18 protein-coding genes are annotated in these 16,920 nt (G+C 70.2%); 12 read left to right on the top strand and 6 right to left on the bottom strand.

Annotated elements, in window-relative coordinates; genetic code table 11:
- Positions 1–72: 72 nt before the first annotated feature.
- Positions 73–516, top strand: coding sequence for a hypothetical protein (locus ACFPOE_RS10580; protein ID WP_376850046.1), 444 nt, complete (start codon positions 73–75; stop codon positions 514–516).
- Here ACFPOE_RS10580 and ACFPOE_RS10575 read toward each other — a convergent pair.
- Positions 513–1,556, bottom strand: a complete 1,044-nt coding sequence (locus ACFPOE_RS10575) for an NADP-dependent oxidoreductase (protein ID WP_376850045.1) — start codon at positions 1,554–1,556, stop codon at positions 513–515. The two genes, ACFPOE_RS10580 and ACFPOE_RS10575, sit on opposite strands and share 4 nt — an antisense overlap.
- 152 nt (positions 1,557–1,708) lie before the next feature.
- On the opposite strand from ACFPOE_RS10575, the gene egtB reads away from it, so the two are divergent.
- The 4 genes from egtB (at position 1,709) to ACFPOE_RS10555 (ending at position 5,090) form a co-directional block, all read left to right on the top strand.
- Positions 1,709–2,968, top strand: coding sequence for an ergothioneine biosynthesis protein EgtB (gene egtB, locus ACFPOE_RS10570; protein ID WP_376850044.1), 1,260 nt, complete (start codon positions 1,709–1,711; stop codon positions 2,966–2,968).
- Positions 2,962–3,948 (top strand): L-histidine N(alpha)-methyltransferase, encoded by a 987-nt coding sequence (gene egtD / locus ACFPOE_RS10565; RefSeq protein WP_376850043.1) that lies wholly within the window; start codon positions 2,962–2,964, stop codon positions 3,946–3,948. Before egtB ends, egtD begins: the two co-directional genes overlap by 7 nt.
- Positions 3,949–4,002: 54 nt before the next feature.
- Positions 4,003–4,284, top strand: coding sequence for a DUF427 domain-containing protein (locus tag ACFPOE_RS10560; protein ID WP_376850042.1), 282 nt, complete (start codon positions 4,003–4,005; stop codon positions 4,282–4,284).
- Between the two features lie 77 nt (positions 4,285–4,361).
- Positions 4,362–5,090: a 2OG-Fe dioxygenase family protein gene (locus tag ACFPOE_RS10555; RefSeq protein ID WP_376850041.1), complete on the top strand. Its 729-nt coding sequence runs from the start codon at positions 4,362–4,364 to the stop codon at positions 5,088–5,090.
- Between the two features lie 38 nt (positions 5,091–5,128).
- On the opposite strand, the gene ACFPOE_RS10550 is transcribed toward ACFPOE_RS10555, so the two are convergent.
- Positions 5,129–5,887 carry an SDR family NAD(P)-dependent oxidoreductase gene (locus ACFPOE_RS10550; protein WP_376850040.1) on the bottom strand — a complete coding sequence of 253 codons (759 nt, stop codon included), beginning with the start codon at positions 5,885–5,887 and terminating at the stop codon, positions 5,129–5,131.
- Between the two features lie 54 nt (positions 5,888–5,941).
- Positions 5,942–6,610 carry an RluA family pseudouridine synthase gene (locus ACFPOE_RS10545; RefSeq protein WP_376850039.1) on the bottom strand — a complete coding sequence of 223 codons (669 nt, stop codon included), beginning with the start codon at positions 6,608–6,610 and terminating at the stop codon, positions 5,942–5,944.
- 67 nt (positions 6,611–6,677) lie between these two features.
- Between ACFPOE_RS10545 and ACFPOE_RS10540 the strand changes: the two genes are divergently transcribed.
- Positions 6,678–7,325, top strand: coding sequence for a DUF47 domain-containing protein (locus ACFPOE_RS10540; RefSeq protein WP_376850038.1), 648 nt, complete (start codon positions 6,678–6,680; stop codon positions 7,323–7,325).
- Between the two features lie 16 nt (positions 7,326–7,341).
- Positions 7,342–8,352, top strand: coding sequence for an inorganic phosphate transporter (locus tag ACFPOE_RS10535; RefSeq protein WP_376850037.1), 1,011 nt, complete (start codon positions 7,342–7,344; stop codon positions 8,350–8,352).
- Between the two features lie 138 nt (positions 8,353–8,490).
- Here the strand turns inward: ACFPOE_RS10535 and ACFPOE_RS10530 are convergent, their stop codons facing one another.
- Together ACFPOE_RS10530 and rpsU are read right to left on the bottom strand one after the other, a co-directional pair.
- Complete coding sequence (locus tag ACFPOE_RS10530; RefSeq protein ID WP_376850036.1) at positions 8,491–8,937, bottom strand: GatB/YqeY domain-containing protein; 447 nt, start codon at positions 8,935–8,937, stop codon at positions 8,491–8,493.
- Between the two features lie 111 nt (positions 8,938–9,048).
- On the bottom strand, positions 9,049–9,261 hold the full coding sequence (gene rpsU / locus ACFPOE_RS10525; protein ID WP_012346814.1) for a 30S ribosomal protein S21: 213 nt from the start codon (positions 9,259–9,261) through the stop codon (positions 9,049–9,051).
- Between the two features lie 196 nt (positions 9,262–9,457).
- On the opposite strand from rpsU, the gene ACFPOE_RS10520 reads away from it, so the two are divergent.
- Genes ACFPOE_RS10520 through ACFPOE_RS10500 form a run of 5 tightly spaced genes read left to right on the top strand, consistent with a single transcriptional unit; the run spans position 9,458 to position 15,648 of the window.
- A complete protein-coding gene (locus ACFPOE_RS10520) occupies positions 9,458–11,638 on the top strand; it encodes a hybrid sensor histidine kinase/response regulator (protein WP_376850035.1) in 2,181 nt (726 codons plus the stop codon).
- A 14-nt stretch (positions 11,639–11,652) separates the two neighbouring features.
- Positions 11,653–12,843, top strand: a complete 1,191-nt coding sequence (locus ACFPOE_RS10515; protein WP_376850034.1) for a CaiB/BaiF CoA transferase family protein — start codon at positions 11,653–11,655, stop codon at positions 12,841–12,843.
- Entirely contained in the window at positions 12,843–13,649 is an 807-nt protein-coding gene (locus tag ACFPOE_RS10510) for an enoyl-CoA hydratase (RefSeq protein WP_376850033.1), read from the top strand. The genes ACFPOE_RS10515 and ACFPOE_RS10510 overlap by 1 nt, the downstream gene beginning before the upstream one ends.
- Entirely contained in the window at positions 13,646–14,638 is a 993-nt protein-coding gene (locus ACFPOE_RS10505; protein WP_376850032.1) for a zinc-binding dehydrogenase, read from the top strand. Before ACFPOE_RS10510 ends, ACFPOE_RS10505 begins: the two co-directional genes overlap by 4 nt.
- A 26-nt stretch (positions 14,639–14,664) precedes the next feature.
- Positions 14,665–15,648 (top strand): Bug family tripartite tricarboxylate transporter substrate binding protein, encoded by a 984-nt coding sequence (locus ACFPOE_RS10500; RefSeq protein WP_376850031.1) that lies wholly within the window; start codon positions 14,665–14,667, stop codon positions 15,646–15,648.
- On the opposite strand, the gene ACFPOE_RS10495 is transcribed toward ACFPOE_RS10500, so the two are convergent.
- A complete protein-coding gene (locus ACFPOE_RS10495) occupies positions 15,635–16,918 on the bottom strand; it encodes a BaiN/RdsA family NAD(P)/FAD-dependent oxidoreductase (protein WP_376850030.1) in 1,284 nt (427 codons plus the stop codon). The two genes, ACFPOE_RS10500 and ACFPOE_RS10495, sit on opposite strands and share 14 nt — an antisense overlap.
- Between the last annotated feature and the right edge of the window lie 2 nt (positions 16,919–16,920).

Raw genomic sequence — 16,920 nt, 5'->3', positions numbered from 1 at the left:
CGGGGGTTTTTCGCGCTCCGCCTTCCGACGGGCCTACAAGGCGGCCCGAGGCTCAGCAGCTACAACGGGCACATGCAAGAAGCTCCCAAGACCTCCATGCCCGTCACCGGCCGCGTGCTCGCCTTGCTGGCGCTGCTGTGCGCGGCGATCGGGCCCGCGGCTGCGGCATACCTCAACACCACGGCCGGCGGCGTGCTGCGGCCCGGCGTCTACGGCAGGATCGAGATCGGCAGGTCGGCCCCGCCGCCGCTGATCTACCCGCGCCCCGTGATCGCCTCGCGCACGGTGCTGCCGGCCAACGTCAAGCCGGTCTACCTGTACGTGCCGCCCGGCCAGGTCCGCCGCTGGGAGCGCCACTGCGCCAAGTACCGCGCCTGCGACCTGCCCGTGTATTTCGTTCGCATGGACAACAGCCCCAGCAAGCTGGGGCGCTGGAAAGCGCGCAGCGAGCTCGCGCACCGCGACCCCGACCTGGCGCTGCGGACCATGGGCGGGCCGCCCGGGTACCGGGACTAGCTCGCGTCGGCGACGTGCAAGACCAGCTTGCCGAAATTCTCCCCGGTGAACAGCTTGGCCAGCGCCTGCGGAAAGGCCGCAATGCCGCCGGCCATCACGTCTTCGCGGCTCTTGATGCGCCCCTCCTTCAGGTAGCCGGACAGCTCGGCCACCGCAGCGGGGAAGCGCTCGGCGTAGTCGAACACCACGATGCCTTCCATCCGCGCCCGGTTCACCAGCAGCGACAGGTAATTCTTCGGTCCCTGCACCGGCGTGGTGTTGTTGTACTGGCTGATGGCGCCGCAGATGACGATGCGCGCGCCGCGGCCGATGCGCGCCAGCACGTCGTCCAGGATCTCGCCGCCGACGTTGTCGAAGTAGACGTCCACGCCCTTGGGGCAATGCTGCTTCAGGCCGGCCTTCACGTTGCCGGCCTTGTAGTCGATGCAGGCGTCCAAGCCCAGCTCGCGGACCACCCACTCGCACTTGGCGGGGCCGCCGGCGATGCCGACGACGCGGCAGCCCTTGAGCTTTGCCAGCTGGCCCACGGTCTGGCCGACCGCGCCGGCGGCGCCGGAGACAACCACGGTCTCGCCGGCCCTGGGCTGGCCCACGTCCTTCAGGCCGAAGTAGGCCGTCATGCCGGGCATGCCCAGCACGTTGAGCCACTGGGCCGGCGTGCCCAGCCTGGTGTCGATCTTGTGCAGGCCGGTGCGCTGCTCCTGGCCGGCCTCGACCAGCGCGTATTCCTGCACGCCCAGCACGCCGGACACCAGGTCGCCGGCGGCGAAGCGCGGGTTCTCGGAGGCCACCACCTGGCCGATGCCGCCGGCACGCATCACCTCGCCGATGGCCACCGGCGCGATGTAGCTCTTGCCATCGTTCATCCAGCCGCGCATCGCCGGGTCCAGCGACAGCAGCAGGGTCCTGACCAGCACGCCGCCGGCGGCCGGCCGGCCCACCGCTTCGGTGGTGAAGTTCCAGTCCTGGGCGACCGGGTTGCCGCTGGGGCGGCGGGCCAGGCGGACCTGGTGGTTGGCGAGTGCGGCGAGGGTGGTCATGGCGGGCTCCTGGAGGTGCGTCGCGATGGTAGCGGCGCCCCCAATTCCGCACGGTTGCGCAGGCGACAGCAGGCCCCGCACAAAGCCATTTTGCTTGTGCTGTAATGGCCGCGGAGGGGACGCGAGCAACAGAAAAACAAGGAAAGCTGCCGATGTCCATCACACCGTTTTCCACTGCCCCGGCGGCAGGCACAGCATGGCGCCGCGCGCTGGCGCAGCGCTACGACCAGGTGCGCGCCTGCAGCCTCGCACTGGCTGCGCCGCTCAGCGCCGAAGACCAGGGCGTGCAGTCGATGCCCGACGCCAGCCCCACCAAGTGGCACCTCGCGCACACCAGCTGGTTCTTCGAGGCAGTCGTGCTGATGCCGAACGACGGCGGCTACCGTCCGTTCGACGAGCGCTTCCTGCGCCTGTTCAACTCCTATTACGAATCGCTCGGACCGCGCCATCCGCGGCCGCAGCGCGGGCTCCTGACCCGGCCCTCGCTGGACGAAGTGCAGGCCTACCGCGCCCATGTGGACGCGGCGATGCGCGGCCTGATCGGCAGCGCCGGCGATACGGCGTGGCAGGCGCTGGCGCCGCTGGTGGAGCTTGGCCTCAACCACGAGCAGCAGCACCAGGAACTGATCCTCACCGACATCCTGCATGCGCTGTCGTGCAATCCGATGCTGCCGGCCTACCTGCCGCATGAGCCGCCAGTGCTGCGGCTGGCCACGCCGCCGCCGGCGCAGCGCTGGCTGGCGCAGGAGGGCGGCGTGCGCGAGGTCGGGCACGGCGGCGCCGGCTTCGCCTTCGACAACGAGGGCCCCCGCCACCAGGTGCTGCTGCAGCCTTACCGCATCGCCGACCGGCTGGTGAGCTGCGGCGACTACGAGCAGTTCATCGCCGACGGCGGCTACCGCAATCCGGCGCTCTGGCTGTCCGACGGCTGGGCCGCGGTGCAGGCCGGCGGCTGGCAGCATCCGGCCTACTGGCTGGCGCCGGACGACCCGCGCGCGCCGGCCGGCCACTGGCAGGTGTTCGGCCTGTCGGGCGTGCGGCCGCTGGACGCCGCGGCGCCGGTGGCGCAGCTCAGTTTCTACGAGGCCGCCGCCTATGCCGAATGGGCGGGCGCGCGCCTGCCGACCGAATTCGAATGGGAAGCAGCGTTCGACGCGCCGGGCATCGCGCAGATGACCGGCCAGGTCTGGCAGTGGACCCGCTCCTCCTACGATCCCTATCCGGGCTTCCGGCCCTGGCAGGGCGCGGTGGCCGAATACAACGGCAAGTTCATGGTCGGCCAGGTGGTATTGCGCGGCAGCAGCAGCGCCACGCCGGACGGCCACGCCCGGCCGACCTACCGCAACTTCTTTCCGCCGGCGGCGCGCTGGCAGTTCTCGGGCCTGCGGCTGGCCAGGGACGGCACATGCTGAACCCGTCGCCCATGGACCAGGAACTGCTGGCGCCGCCGGCAGCGCAGGAGGCGGCGACGCGCGGCTTCGCGGCCGACATGGCGCGGGCGCTGACCGTGCATCCGCGCAGCATCTCGCCCAAGTATTTCTACGACGCCCGCGGCTCGCAGCTGTTCGACGCGATCTGCGAACTGCCCGAGTACTATCCGACCCGCACCGAGCTGGCGATCCTGCGCCGGCATGCGCCCGAGATCGCGGCGCAGATGGGGCCGCGCGCCGAGATCGTCGAATTCGGCGCCGGCTCCTGCGTCAAGGTCGGCCTGCTGCTCGATGCCATGGAGCAGCCGGCGCGCTACCTGCCGATCGACATTTCCGGCGAGCACCTGGCCGCCTCCGCCGCCGAACTGCGCGGGCGCTATCCGGCGCTCGACGTCCAGCCGGTGGTGGCCGACTACACGCAGCGGCTGCTGCTGCCGGCGCTGCTGCCGGGCGCCGGCCGGCGGGTCGGCTTTTTCCCGGGTTCGACCATCGGCAACTTCACGCCGGCCGAGGCGCTGCATTTCCTGCAGGTCGCCGGCCAGGTGCTGCGCGGCGGCGCGCTGCTGCTGGGTGCGGACCTGGTCAAGGACCCCGCCGTGCTGCACGCGGCGTACAACGACGCGCAGGGCGTCACCGCCGCCTTCAACCTCAACCTGCTGGCGCGCTCCAACCGCGAGCTCGGCACCGACTTCGCGCTGGAGCAGTTCGCCCACAGCGCGTTCTACAACGCGCCCTTGCAGCGCATCGAGATGCACCTGGTCAGCCGCTGCCGGCAGCAGGTGACGCTGGACGGCCAGGCGCATGCGTTCGACGAGGGCGAGACGCTGCACACCGAGAATTCGTACAAGTTCACCGTCGACGGCCTGCGGGCGCTGGCCGAACGCGCGGGTTTCCGCGCCGGGCCGGTGTGGACCGACCCGCAGCGCATGTTCAGCCTGCACTGGCTGCAGGCACCAAAGTAGATGTCCAGTCAGTTGGGGACAGAGCCTAAGATCTGTCCCGCAAGGAGATCAAGAATGAAAGCAATCTGGAAAGACGCCGTGATCGCGCAAAGCGACGACCTCGTGGTCGTCGAGGGCAACCAATACTTTCCCGAAAGCTCGCTCAACCGCGAGTACGTCACCTTCAGCAACCACAAGACCAGCTGCCCGTGGAAGGGCCAGGCCAGCTATTACTCGCTGATCGTCGATGGCGAACTGAACACGGACGCCGCCTGGTATTACGCCGACCCGAAGCCGGAGGCCGAGATGATCAAGGGCCGCGTGGCCTTCTGGAAGGGCGTCAAGATCGAAGCCTGAGACGTTGCGGGACAGGCCTTCCGCTCTGTCCCCGACTGACTCCGGCGGTGCCGTGCGGGCTTTGCTAAGCTCGACGCATGAATTTTTCGCCGCCCTTCAGCACCCCCGCAGAACTGCAGCAGCAGCTGCGAACGCGCGGCTACGCGCTGCTCAGCCCGCAGTCGGTGGCGCAGCTGGCTGGCGTGACGCTGGCCGAGCTCGATGCGCTGCGTCCGGGCTGGGACGCGCTGCCGCCGGACGTCCACCTCAAGGACGGCGGCAAGTACCGGCGGCGCCGCCACTCCAGCTTCGTCGCCGACGGCGGCGAACTGGTGCCGGTGCCGCATCGCGCGCACTGGCAGCCGGTGGAATACAACGCGCTGCACGGCGGCATGGAGCGCTGGTTCGAGCCGATGGACGAAGCGACCGTGGCCGCGCCGGCCTGGCGCAAGCTGCTCGGTGCGCTGGCGGCGATCAGCTCGCAGCTCAAGGGCCCGCGTCCCTGGTTCGTGGAAGCGCACCAGTTCCGCATCGACACCACCGACGGCATCGGCCGTCCCACGCCCGAGGGCGCGCACCGCGACGGCGTCGACGTGGTGGCGGTGTTCCTGGTGGCGCGCGAGGGCATCAAGGGCGGGGAGACGCGGGTGTTCGAATCCGACGGCCCCGCCGGCCAGCGCTTCACCCTGGCCGAGCCCTGGAGCCTGCTGCTGCTGGACGACGCCCGCGTGGTCCACGAGACCACGCCGATCCAGCCGCTGGCCCCCGGCGGGCACCGCGACACGCTCGTCGTCACGCTGCGCGCCGGCGGGTTTCAGGACGCATGAGCGCCTGAAAGCGGTTGCGTCCGGCTGTCCGATTCCAACTAGTCGCGGATGTCGGCGACCGGCCTGGAACCGAAGTCGGGCCGGGCGAGGAATGCCAGCAGCCTGGCGGCGGCCTCCTGGGGCGATGCGAGCACGCCCTTGTCCTTCAGGCCGATGAAGGTGTCGATGTCGGGGAAGCGGCTGGTGTCGGCGCCGCGCAGCTGCACCTGCATGTCGGTGTCGATCACGCCGGGCGCCAGCGAACAGATCTTGGCGCCGTTCGGACGGCCGGCTTCTTCCAGCGCGACGCAGCGGCTGAAATGGTCCATGCCGGCCTTGGCGGCGCAATAGGCGGCCTGCGATGCCATCGGGTTGCGGCCCAGGCCCGAGGAGACGTTGAGGATGCGGCGCTGCGCCTTCCAGCCGGCGGTCGCGCGCAGGAAGGCGCCGGCCAGCAGCATCGGCGCTTCCAGGTCCACCCGCAGCGCGTCCGACAGGTCGCGCGCCGGGATGTCGCCCAGCGGCGCGATCCGCGGCAGCAGGCCGGCGTTGTTGATCAGCGTGACCGAGGCGAGGGTGGCGCCGTCGCGCCGCGACAGCCAGGTCTCCAGCTTGGCGGCGGCGCTCTCGGGCCGGGCCAGGTCGTGCGGCCATTGCTCGCAGGCCACGCCCTGGCGCGACGCCAGGCCGGCCAGCACGTCGTTGGTCTTGCGCGAGATGCACAGCAGGTCGTGGCCGGCGGCGATCAGCTGTTCGGCCATCGCGTGGCCCATGCCGCGCGAGGCGCCGGTGAGGATGGTGAGGTTGGGCGAAGTCATGCGCCATGGTAGCCACTCTGCGGCGCCGGTCCCGACCGGGCCGCAGTCGCCGTCCTAGAACGGCGCCGGGCTCTCGAAGGACAGCGCCGCGCCGGTCAGCGGATGGGCGAGCCGCAGCCCGCACGCGTGCAGCAGCAGGCGCGGGGCCGCGGCCGCGATCGGGCCGGGCGCATACAGCGCGTCGCCCAGGATCGGGTGGCCCAGCGCCTTCAGATGCACCCGCAGCTGGTGCGAGCGGCCGGTGACCGGCTCCAGCTCCAGCCGCGTGGTGGCGGTCGCCTGGTCGTGGGCCAGCACCCGCCAGCGCGTCACGCTGGCCTGGCCGCGCTCGCGGTCGATCACGCGCAGCGGCCGGTTGGGCCAGTCGGCGGCGATCGGCAGGTCGATCACGCCCCAGCCTCCCGCCGGCGGCTGCAGCAGGCCGGCCACCACCGCCACATAGCGCTTGCTCACTTCGCGCTCGGCGAAGGCCCGGCTCAGGCGCCGCTGCATGTCGGGGCCGCGCGCCATCAGCAGCAGGCCCGAGGTGGCCATGTCGAGGCGGTGCACGATCAGCGCGTCGGGGACCAGCGCCTGCACCCGCAGCGACAGGCAATCGGCCTTGTCCGCGCCCCGGCCCGGCACGCTGAGCAGGCCGGCCGGCTTGTCCAGCACCAGCAGCTGCTCATCGCTGTGCAGCACATGCACGGCGTGGCCTGCCGTCGATCGGTCGCTCGCTTCCATGGGGTCCATTGTGGTCCGCCCAGTTACACTCGCCGCAGTTTCCCCAACGTCATACCCAGGAGCCAGCATGCTGTTTGGCAAGTTGCTGCCGCGCGAAGGCAATTTCTTCGAGATGTTCAACCAGCACGCGGAGCGCATCGTCGAGGCGGCCCGGGCCTTCTCGCAGCTGGTGGCGAACTACAACGACCCGCACCTGCGCGAGCAGTACAACCGGGACGTGGACAACGCCGAGCGGGCGGCCGACCGGGTGACGCACGACGTCAACCGGATGATCCACCAGACCTTCATCACGCCGATCGACCGCGACCAGATCCACACGCTGATCAACACCATGGACGACGTCGCCGACCTGATCCAGGACTCGGCCGAGACGCTGGCGCTGTACGACGTGCGCCAGGTCAACGAGGAGATCACCCGGCTGACGGACCTGAGCGTCAAGTGCTGCGAGCGGGTCAAGGACGCGGTGGCCCTGATCAGCAAGCTGGCCGATCCGGCCAGCGCCGAGGCGGCGCTGAAGACCTGCGAGGAGATCGACCGGCTGGAGTCGGACGCCGACCGCGTGATGCGCTCGGCCATGAGCAAGCTGTTCCGCGAGGAGCCGGACGTGCGCGAAGTGATCAAGATGAAGGCGATCTACGAGCTGCTCGAGACCATCACCGACAAGTGCGAGGATGTGGCCAACGTGATCGAGGGCATCGTCCTCGAGAATTCCTGAGCGGCGGCGGTTCTCGATGACAACCGTGCAGGCCTCCCTGTGGGTGGTGATCATGCTGATCGTGCTGGCGATCGCGTTCGACTTCATGAACGGCTTCCATGACGCCGCCAACTCGATCGCCACCGTCGTGTCCACCGGCGTGCTCAAGCCCACCACCGCCGTGGTGTTCGCCGCCTTCTTCAACCTGGTCGCGATCTTCGTCTTCCACCTCAGCGTGGCCGCCACGGTGGGCAAGGGCATCGTCCAGCCCGGCGTGGTGGACACCCACGTGGTGTTCGGGGCGCTGATCGGCGCCACCGCGTGGAACATCGTCACCTGGTATTACGGCATTCCCAGCAGCTCCTCGCACGCGCTGATCGGCGGCATCGTCGGTGCGGTGATCGCCAAGGCCGGCGCCGGCTCGCTGATCGGGGCCGGGATCTGGAAGACCGTGCTGTTCATCTTCGTGTCGCCGCTGCTGGGGTTCCTGCTCGGCTCGCTGATGATGGTGCTGGTCTCCTGGCTGTTCCGGCGCAGCCGGCCGTCCAAGGTGGACCGCTGGTTCCGGCGCCTGCAGCTGGTCTCCGCCGGTGCCTACAGCCTGGGCCACGGCGGCAACGACGCCCAAAAGACGATCGGCATCATCTGGATGCTGCTGATCGCCACCGGCCATTGGGACGCCGGGGCCGCCTCGCCGCCTTACTGGGTGATCGGCGTGTGCTACACCGCCATCGCGGCCGGCACCATGTTCGGCGGCTGGCGCATCGTCAAGACCATGGGCCAGAAGATCACCAAGCTCAAGCCGGTGGGCGGCTTCTGCGCCGAGACCGGCGGGGCGATCACGCTGTTCCTCGCCACGGCTCTGGGCGTCCCGGTCTCCACCACCCACACGATCACCGGCGCGATCGTCGGCGTCGGCTCCACCCAGCGCGCCAGCGCCGTCCGCTGGGGCGTCGCCGGCAACATCGTCTGGGCCTGGATCTTCACCATCCCCGCCAGCGCGTTCGTGGCGGCGATTGCGTATTGGGCGAGTTTGCAGGTGTTCTGAACTGTTCGCGCGGCGCGGCAGGCGGTGCCCGGCGCGGGCTCACACTGCGGCGGTCGGCGCGGCGCGCCGGAATCGGCAAGACACGGAACGGCGCAGGCGAGGAGACGTCTGGATCCCGGGTTGAGCCCGGGATGACGGTCAGCCGGCGAGCGCGGCCTTCACCGCCGCCGACACCTGGCCCATGTCGGCCTTGCCGGCCAGGCGGGCCTTGACGGCGCCCATCACCTTGCCCATGTCGCCCGGACCCTTGGCGCCCAGTTCGGCGACGATGGCCTTCACCTCGGCGGCGACTTCCTCGGCCGACAGGCGCGCCGGCAGGTAGGCCTGCAGCACCTTCACTTCGGCGATCTCCTTGTCGGCCAGGTCCTGGCGGGCCGCCTTCTCGAAGGCCTCGATGCTGTCCTTGCGCTGCTTGAGCATCTTGTCGACGATGGCGATCACCGCCACGTCGTCCAGTTCGATGCGTTCGTCCACTTCCTTCTGCTTCATGGCGGCCGTCAGCAGGCGGATGGTGCCCAGGCGCTCGCTGTCCTTGGCGCGCATGGCGGCCTTCATGTCCTCGGTGATGCGTTCCTTCAGGCTCATGCTGTTCTCCGGAAAAAGGGGGTCAGAAACGGAACAAGCCTGCTTGAGCGTCCCCAGGCAGGCTTGTCGAGCCGCGCGCCGCGAGGGCGCCCGGCAGGCGGGAAAAAGCGCTTAGTAGAGCTTCTTGGGCAGCTGCATGCTGCGAACCCGCTTGTAATGGCGCTTCACGGCCGCGGCCTTCTTGCGCTTGCGCTCGGCGGTCGGCTTCTCGTAGAACTCGCGGGCGCGCAGTTCGGTCAGCAGGCCCAGCTTCTCGATGGTGCGCTTGAAACGGCGCAGGGCGACGTCGAAGGGTTCGTTCTCTTTAACTCGGATGGTCGTCATTAGCTAATGATTTCGTTTGATGTGCCAGGAGAAGATCAGGCTCCGGGCGGGGGTTCCCCAACTAAAGATGATCAGGCCGTTGGGGTTTGCCAGCAAAGCCCGACATTATAGCCTTGCGCCGGATTTGGGCAAGGCTGGGGGAAATCCGCGGGCTTCCCAGCGGGCCGCTGCGCCGGAAATGGGCTAGATTCCGCGGGTGACTGTTTCGCCGCCTCCGTCCCCGCCCACTGGGGCCGGCACGCCGGAAAACCAGCAGCGGCAGCCGGCCCGGGCCGCCCAGGGCCCAGCCTCGGCCGAGGACGCCCTGCGCCAGAGCGAGGAGCGGCTGCGGATGGCGCTGGCCGCCGGCCGGGTCGGCATCTGGGACTGGGCCATCCCCGGCAACCAGGTCACCTGGTCGGACGAAATCTACGCCCTCCACGACATGGAACCGGGCAGCTTCGGCGGCCGGGTGGAGGATTTCGGCCCGCTGATCCATCCCGACGATGCCCCTGCGGTCATGGCCGCGCTGGACCGCGCCCTGAAGCTGGGCGAGCCCTATGCCGCCGAATACCGGTTCCGGCGCGCCGACGGCAGCGTCCGCTGGATCGCCACCCAGGGCTACGTGACGCGCAACGAGCAGGGCGAGCCGGTGCGCATGATGGGCGCGGCCAGCGACGTGACCGAACGGGTGGAGCTGCTGGCGGCCGAGCGCAGGGCCCGCCTGGCGGCGGAAGCGGCCCGCCACCGGCTGGAACTGCTGGCCCGCGCCGGCACCGTGCTGTCGGGGTCGCTCGACCCGCAGGACACGCTGCGGGCCATCGCCCGCACCCTGGTGCCCGACATCGCCGACTGGTGCCGGATCGACCTGCTGGACGAAGAGGGCGTGCTGCGGCGCCGGCTGGCCTTCCACACGGATCCCGAGCTGGCACAGCAGGCGCTGGAGATGGCGCTGCGCGTGCGCGCGGCGCCCACCACCACCGGCTCGATGGCCTGGGTGCTGGACAACGGCATGCCGGTCCACGGCCGCTTCGACGCCGGCGAGGCGATGGCCGACCCGGCGTTGCGCACCTTCACTCAGGCGTTCGGCATGGGGGCGTACTTCATCATGCCGCTGACCGCGCGCGGCCGCACCGTCGGCGTGATGGCGGTGATCCAGGCCGAGTCGGGACGCGACCTGGGCGAGGACGACCGGGCGCTGATCCAGGAGCTGGGCCAGCGCGCCGCGCTGGCGCTGGACAACGCCAGGCTGTACGCCGAAGCGGAGGCGGCGCGCCGCCAGGCCGAAACCGCCAACCGCACCAAGGACGAGTTCCTGGCCATCCTGGGGCACGAACTGCGCAACCCGCTGGCGCCGATCGTCAGCGCCCTGGAGCTGATGCAGCGGGTGGAGCCGCAGGTCCACGCCAACGAACGGCGGGTGATCGGCCGCCAGGTGATGCACATGTCGCGGCTGATCGACGACCTGCTGGACATCTCGCGCATCACCCAGGGCAAGATCGAGCTGCGGCGCGAGGCCGTGGACCTCAAGGCGGTGATCGCCAATGCGATCGAGCTGACGCAGCCGGTGTTCGAGGGGCATCGCCAGCCGGTGCAACTGCGGCTGGCGCCGCAGCCGGCGACCGTGATGGGCGACCCGGTGCGGCTGGCGCAGGTGCTGTGCAACCTGCTGATCAACGCCGCCAAGTTCACGCCGGCCGATGGCCTGGTGTCGCTGCAGCTGGAGGTGCGCGACGGCATGGCCGAAATCGGCGTGCAGGACAGCGGCCACGGCATCTGCGCCGACCTGCTGCCGCGGGTGTTCGACCAGTTCGTGCAGGGCCGGCAGGCGATGGACCGCCGCAGCGGCGGCCTGGGCCTGGGCCTGGCCATCGTCCGCTCGCTGGTGGAGATGCACGGCGGCGACGTCACGGCGGCCAGCGAGGGACAGGATCGCGGCAGCCGGTTCAGCGTCCGCCTGCCGCTGGTGGAAGCCGGTCCGGCCCAGTCCTCGCGGCCGGCGCCGCTGGAGCAGCATGCGCCAGGCAGCCGGGTGCTGCTGGTGGACGACAACGCCGATGCGGCCGACAGCCTGGCGGAGCTGCTGCGCATGGTGGGCTACGAGGTGCGCACCGCCGGCCACGCCGACGAGGCGCTGGCGCTGCTGGACGATTTCTCCCCCGCGCTCGGGCTGCTGGACATCGGCCTGCCCGACATCGACGGCTACCAACTGGCGGCCCGCCTGCGCGCCGACCCGCGCAGCCAGGCCATGCGGCTGGTGGCGCTGACCGGCTACGGCCGCGACAACGACCGCGCCAAGGCGCTGGCCGCCAGCTTCGACGAGCACCTGGTCAAGCCGGTGGCAATCGAGCGCCTGCTGCAGGTGGTCGACGCGCTGCTGGCCCCCAACCCTGATTGACAACCGGAATCCCGATGCCCCACCTGCCAGCTTCCAGCGCGTTGCAGCGCTTTCGCGTGATCGACCTGACCCAGGTGCGCGCCGGCCCCACCGCCTGCCGCCAGCTGGCCGACTGGGGCGCCGACGTGGTCCAGGTGCAGATGCCCGACCACATGCGCGGCGACGACACGCTCGGCGGCCAGGAGGGCTCGGACTACCAGTACACCCACCGCAACAAGCGCTCGATCACGCTGAACCTGAAGGAGCCGGAAGCGATCGCCGTGCTCAAGCGGCTGATCGCCGGGGCCGACGTGGTGGTGGAGAACTTCCGGCCCGACGTCAAGGGCCGCCTGGGGATCGACTACGCGAGCCTGAGCGCGGACCATCCGCGGCTGGTCTACGCCAGCATCTCCGGCTTCGGCCAGAGCGGGCCGCTGGCGCAGCGCCCCGGCTTCGACCAGATCGCGCAGGGCATGGGCGGGCTGATGTCGGTGACCGGCCAGCAGGGCGGCGAGCCGATGCGGGTCGGCATCCCGATCGCCGACCTGTGCGCCGGCATCTTCGCCGCCCAGGGCATCCTGGTGGCGCTGCTGGAACGCGAAAGCTCGGGCAAGGGCCAGTGGCTGCACACCTCGCTGCTGGAAGCGATGGTCTACATGATGGATTTCCAGACCTCGCGCTGGCTGATCGACGGCGAGGTGGCGACCCAGGCCGGCAACTTCCATCCGACCAGCATCCCCACCGGCGTCTACAAGGCGCGCGACGGCTACATGAACATCGCGGTGTTCGGCTCCAAGATCTGGGAGCGCTTCTGCGACATCCTGGGCGCGCCAGAGTGGGTGGCGGACGAGCGCTCGCACGACAAGAAGGCGCGCTCGGTGCACCGCGACTGGTTGAACGCGCAGATCAACGAGCGGCTGGCCGCGCACGACCGCGCCTACTGGATCGAGCGGCTGAACGCAGGCGGCGTCGCCTGCGGCCTGATCAACAACCTGCAGGAAGTGTTCGAGGAGCCGCAGGTGCAGCACCTGGGCATGGTGAAGGACGTGGTGTCGCCGCACTTCGGGCCGCAGCGCATGGTGGGCCAGCCGGTGCAGCTGGAGCGCACGCCCAGCAGCATCGCCCGCTCGGCGCCCAGGCGCGGCGAGCACACGCGCGAGATCCTGGCCGAACTCGGCCTGGCCGACGCCGACATGGACCGCATGAAAGCAACCGGGATCTTCTGATGACAACCGACTACCAATCGCCCACCGAACGCGTCCAGAGCTGGCTGGACGGCAGCACGCTGCACATCCGCTTCAACAATCCGGCGCGCCACAACGCGCTGTCGGTCGACATGTGGGAGGCGGTGCCGGCGCTGCTGGCGCCGGCCGCAGCGGACGAACGGGTCCGGCTGGTGGTGTTCTCCGGCGCCGGCGAGAAGGCCTTCGTGTCGGGCGCCGACATCACGCAGTTCGAGGACATGCGGGCCGCCCGCGAGGCCGTCACGCGCTACGAGGCGATGGCGGAAGCGGCCCTGGCCGGCATCGCCGACTTCAGCAAGCCGACGCTCTCGTGCATCCGCGGCTGGTGCATCGGCGGCGGCGTCAACGTGGCGATCGCCTGCGACATCCGGATTGCCGCGAGCGATTCGGTGTTCTCGATCCCGGCGGCCCGGCTGGGCCTGGGCTACCGCTACTCGGCGATGAAGAACCTGGTCGACCTGGTCGGGCCGGGGGTGGCCAAGGACCTGTTCTTCACCGCCCGGCGGATCGACGCGCAGGAGGCGAAGGCGGTCGGCCTGGTCTCGCGCGTGTGCGAGCCGGACCAGCTGGAAGCGCTGCTGGCCGAATACACCGGCAGCATCGGCGTCAATGCACCGCTGACCATCCGCACCGCCAAGGCGATCACGGCCGAGATCCTGAAACCCTCGCCGGAGGTCGACCTCGACCGGTGCCGGCAGATGATCCGGGGCTGCTTCGACAGCGCCGACTACGCCGAGGGCCGCAAGGCCTTCATGGAAAAACGCAAGCCGGTGTTCACCGGCAAATGAGGAACGACACGATGCGCTCTTGGTGGATGCAGACCGACGGGGCGCACAGCGCCCTGGAATTGCGCGACGGCGCGCTGCCCGTGCCCGGCCCGGGCCAGCTGCTGGTGCGCATGCACGCGGCCGGCCTGAACCGGGGCGAATTCATCCTGGCCCACGGCCTGCACAAGGCCGGCGCCGCCAAGGCGATCGGCATGGAAGGCGCGGGCGAGGTGGCGCAGGCCGGTGCCGGCAGCCGCTTCAAGGCCGGTGACCGGGTGATGGGCCGCTGCGGCGGCGCCTTCGCCGAGTTCGCGCTGATGGACGAGCGCGAGGCGCTGGCCGTCCCTGCCAATCTCTCCTGGGAGCAGGCTGCCAGCGTGCCGCTGGTGTTCCTGGTGGTGCACGACATGCTGGTGCTGCAGGGGCGCCTGCGAGCCGGCGAATGGATGCTGGTCAACGGTGTGTCATCGGGCGTGGGTGTCGCCGCAATGCAGCTGGCCAAGGCGCTGGGCGCGCGGGTGATCGGCACTTCCGGCTCGGCGGAAAAACTCTCGCGGCTGCAGGCACAGGGCCTGGACGTCGGCCTGTGCACGCGCGGCGCGGATTTTCACGACGCGGTGATGAAGGCCACGGCCGACAAGGGCGTGAACCTGGTGATCAACACGGTGGGCGGCACGGTGTTCGCCGAGGACATCCGCTGCATGGCGTTCCAGGGCCGGCTGGCGACCGTCGGCTATGTCGATGGCGTGCTGAAGGCGGAGATCGACCTGCAGGCGCTGCACAGCAAACGGCTGACGCTGTTCGGCGTCTCCAACAAGCTGCGCTCGCCCGAGCAGCGCGCCGAGGGCGTGCCGCGCTTCGTCGCCGAGGTGCTGCCGGCGCTGGCCGACGGCCGGATCCAGCCGCTGGTGGACAAGGTGTTCCCGTTCGAACAACTGGAGCAGGCCAAGGCGGCCATGGAAGCCAACCGGCACCTGGGCAAGCTGGTGCTGGCGATGTCCCCGGCCTGAGCCGCAACCTTTCCACAGGAAACACCATGAACCACAAGCCGGGAAGATTCAGGCGCCTGCTGCTGGCGGCGATGGCGGCGACAAGCATGACGGCAGCCTTCGCCCAGGCGCCGGCCTATCCGTCCAGGCCGGTGAAGCTGGTGGTCGGCTTCGCCCCCGGCGGCGCCGCCGATTACGTGGCGCGCGTGATGAGCGAAGCGATGGGCAAGTCGCTCGGCCAGCCGATCGTGATCGAGAACCGCGCCGGCGGCGGCTCCAGCATCGCGGCCGACGCGGTGGCCAAGTCGGCGCCGGACGGCTACACCGTGCTGATCGCCAGCCCGGCCAGCATCTCGGTCAATCCGGCGCTCAATCCCAGGCTGGGCTACAGCCCGCGCGACCTGCAGCCGGTGGGCAAGCTCACCAGCTCGCCGCTGGTGCTGGCGGTCAATCCCGCCACCGGCATCAGCTCGGTGCGGGAGCTGATCGAGCGCGCCCGCAAGGCGCCGGGCACGCTGAACTACGCGACCTCGGGCAACGGCTCGGCCCCGCACCTGGGCGCCGCGCTGTTCCTGCAGATCACCGGCGTGCAGATGACGCACATCCCGTATCGCGGCGGCGCGCCGGCGATCCAGTCGGTGATTGCCGGCGACACGCAGCTCACCTTCGGCACGCCGCCGTCGGTGCTGCCGCAGGTGCCGAGCCGGCTGCGCGCGCTGGCGGTCAGCACGCGCGAGGGCTCGTCGCTGGTGCCCGGCGTCCCGGGCATGGCAGCGGCGGGGCTGCCCGACTACGCGATCGAGTTCTGGTACGGCCTGTTCGTGCCGGCCGGGACGCCGGCGCCGGTGGTGAGGAAGCTGTTCGACGCCGCCATCGCCGCGATGCAGCAGCCCGCGGTCAAGGCGGCGCTGGCGCGCGAGGGAACCGAAGTGTCGCTGTCCGCATCGCCGGAGGACTTCGGCGCCTTCCTGGCCGAGGACGCGAAGTTCTGGACCAAGCTGGTGAAGGACGCCGGAGTCAAGCTGGAGTGACGGCGGGCCGGGCCGCCAGCGCCTGCGCGCAGGCGTGGGCGCTGGCCCAGGCCCACTGGAAGTTGTAGCCGCCCAGCCAGCCCGTGACGTCCACCACCTCGCCGATGAAGAACAGGCCGGGCTGCTTCGATTCCATGGTCTGCGACGACAGGTCGCGCGTGTCGACGCCGCCGGCCGTCACTTCCGCCTTCTTGTAGCCCTCGGTGCCGGTCGGCACCAGTTCCCAGCGCGAGAGCCGCTCGGCCAGCGCCAGCAGCGCCTTGTCGGTGGCGTCGCCGATCGGCTTCTGCCAGGCCGCATCCTGCTGTACCCACGCGTCGGCAAGGCGTGCGGGCACCAGTGCCGCCAGCTCGTTGGCGACCAGCTTGCGCGAGCGCGCCTTGGCCTGCAGCAGCGCCTCTTTCAAGTCGACGCCGGGCGCCAGGTCGATGCGGATCGGCTGGCCCGGACGCCAGTAGCTGGAGATCTGGAGCACCGCCGGGCCCGACAGCCCGCGGTGGGTGAAGAGCAGGTCTTCGTGGAACGAAACCGTTCTGGCTGAGCTTGTCGAAGCCTTCCTTGGCGCGGGCCCTTCGACAGGCTCAGGGCGAACGGTCGATATCTGCACCGGCAGCGCCAGCCCCGCGAGCTGCGAATAGGGCGCCCAGGCGTCGCCGTCGAAGGTCAGCGGCACCAGCGCCGGCCGCGGCTCCACCAGCCGCAGGCCGAACTGCCTGGCGATGCGGTAACCGAAATCGGTGGCGCCGATCTTGGGGATGGACAGGCCACCGGTGGCGATGACGACGTTGCGCGAGCGCACCGGCCCGCGGTCGGTGTCGATCTCGTAGCGCGCGCCGTCGTCGGCGTCGCAGGAGCGGATCGCCTTCACGCTGCACGGTTGCCAGCGCGTGACCTGGCCGGCCTCGCATTCGGCCACCAGCATGCCGATGAAATCGTCGGCCGAGCGGTCGCCGAACAACTGGCCCTTGTGCTTCTCGTGGAAGGGGATGCCGTGCTTTTGCACCAGCGCGATGAAGTCCTGCGGCGTGTAGCGCGCCAGGGCCGAGCGGCAGAAGTTGGGGTTGTCGCCCAGGAAGTGCTTGTGCGGCGCCGCCGGCTCCAAGTCGCGGTTGGTGAAGTTGCAGCGGCCGCCGCCGGAGATGCGGATCTTCTCCCCGAGCTTGTCGCTGTGGTCCACCAGCAGCACCTTGAGCCCGCGCTGCCCGGCCTGGCCGGCACAGAACAGTCCCGCCGCGCCGGCGCCGATCACGACCACATCGAAACTTTGCATGC

The organism is Caenimonas terrae (assembly GCF_042655405.1).
In the GTDB taxonomy this organism is placed as follows: Bacteria; Pseudomonadota; Gammaproteobacteria; order Burkholderiales; family Burkholderiaceae_C; genus Ramlibacter; species Ramlibacter terrae_A.
Note: the sequence above shows the minus strand (reverse complement) of the source record. Positions and strands in the feature narration are given on the sequence as shown.

Excerpts from the sequence above, each read along its gene's own strand:
- ACFPOE_RS10545 (WP_376850039.1), bottom strand. The coding sequence starts at position 6,610 with ATGGAAGCGAGCGACCGATCGACGGCAGGCCACGCCGTGCATGTGCTG.
- egtB (WP_376850044.1), top strand. The coding sequence starts at position 1,709 with ATGTCCATCACACCGTTTTCCACTGCCCCGGCGGCAGGCACAGCATGG.
- ACFPOE_RS10535 (WP_376850037.1), top strand. The coding sequence starts at position 7,342 with ATGACAACCGTGCAGGCCTCCCTGTGGGTGGTGATCATGCTGATCGTG.
- ACFPOE_RS10515 (WP_376850034.1), top strand. The coding sequence starts at position 11,653 with ATGCCCCACCTGCCAGCTTCCAGCGCGTTGCAGCGCTTTCGCGTGATC.
- egtD (WP_376850043.1), top strand. The coding sequence starts at position 2,962 with ATGCTGAACCCGTCGCCCATGGACCAGGAACTGCTGGCGCCGCCGGCA.
- ACFPOE_RS10500 (WP_376850031.1), top strand. The coding sequence starts at position 14,665 with ATGAACCACAAGCCGGGAAGATTCAGGCGCCTGCTGCTGGCGGCGATG.
- ACFPOE_RS10555 (WP_376850041.1), top strand. The coding sequence starts at position 4,362 with ATGAATTTTTCGCCGCCCTTCAGCACCCCCGCAGAACTGCAGCAGCAG.
- ACFPOE_RS10550 (WP_376850040.1), bottom strand. The coding sequence starts at position 5,887 with ATGACTTCGCCCAACCTCACCATCCTCACCGGCGCCTCGCGCGGCATG.
- ACFPOE_RS10560 (WP_376850042.1), top strand. The coding sequence starts at position 4,003 with ATGAAAGCAATCTGGAAAGACGCCGTGATCGCGCAAAGCGACGACCTC.
- ACFPOE_RS10530 (WP_376850036.1), bottom strand. The coding sequence starts at position 8,937 with ATGAGCCTGAAGGAACGCATCACCGAGGACATGAAGGCCGCCATGCGC.
- ACFPOE_RS10495 (WP_376850030.1), bottom strand. The coding sequence starts at position 16,918 with ATGCAAAGTTTCGATGTGGTCGTGATCGGCGCCGGCGCGGCGGGACTG.
- ACFPOE_RS10575 (WP_376850045.1), bottom strand. The coding sequence starts at position 1,556 with ATGACCACCCTCGCCGCACTCGCCAACCACCAGGTCCGCCTGGCCCGC.
- rpsU (WP_012346814.1), bottom strand. The coding sequence starts at position 9,261 with ATGACGACCATCCGAGTTAAAGAGAACGAACCCTTCGACGTCGCCCTG.
- ACFPOE_RS10510 (WP_376850033.1), top strand. The coding sequence starts at position 12,843 with ATGACAACCGACTACCAATCGCCCACCGAACGCGTCCAGAGCTGGCTG.
- ACFPOE_RS10540 (WP_376850038.1), top strand. The coding sequence starts at position 6,678 with ATGCTGTTTGGCAAGTTGCTGCCGCGCGAAGGCAATTTCTTCGAGATG.
- ACFPOE_RS10580 (WP_376850046.1), top strand. The coding sequence starts at position 73 with ATGCAAGAAGCTCCCAAGACCTCCATGCCCGTCACCGGCCGCGTGCTC.
- ACFPOE_RS10505 (WP_376850032.1), top strand. The coding sequence starts at position 13,646 with ATGAGGAACGACACGATGCGCTCTTGGTGGATGCAGACCGACGGGGCG.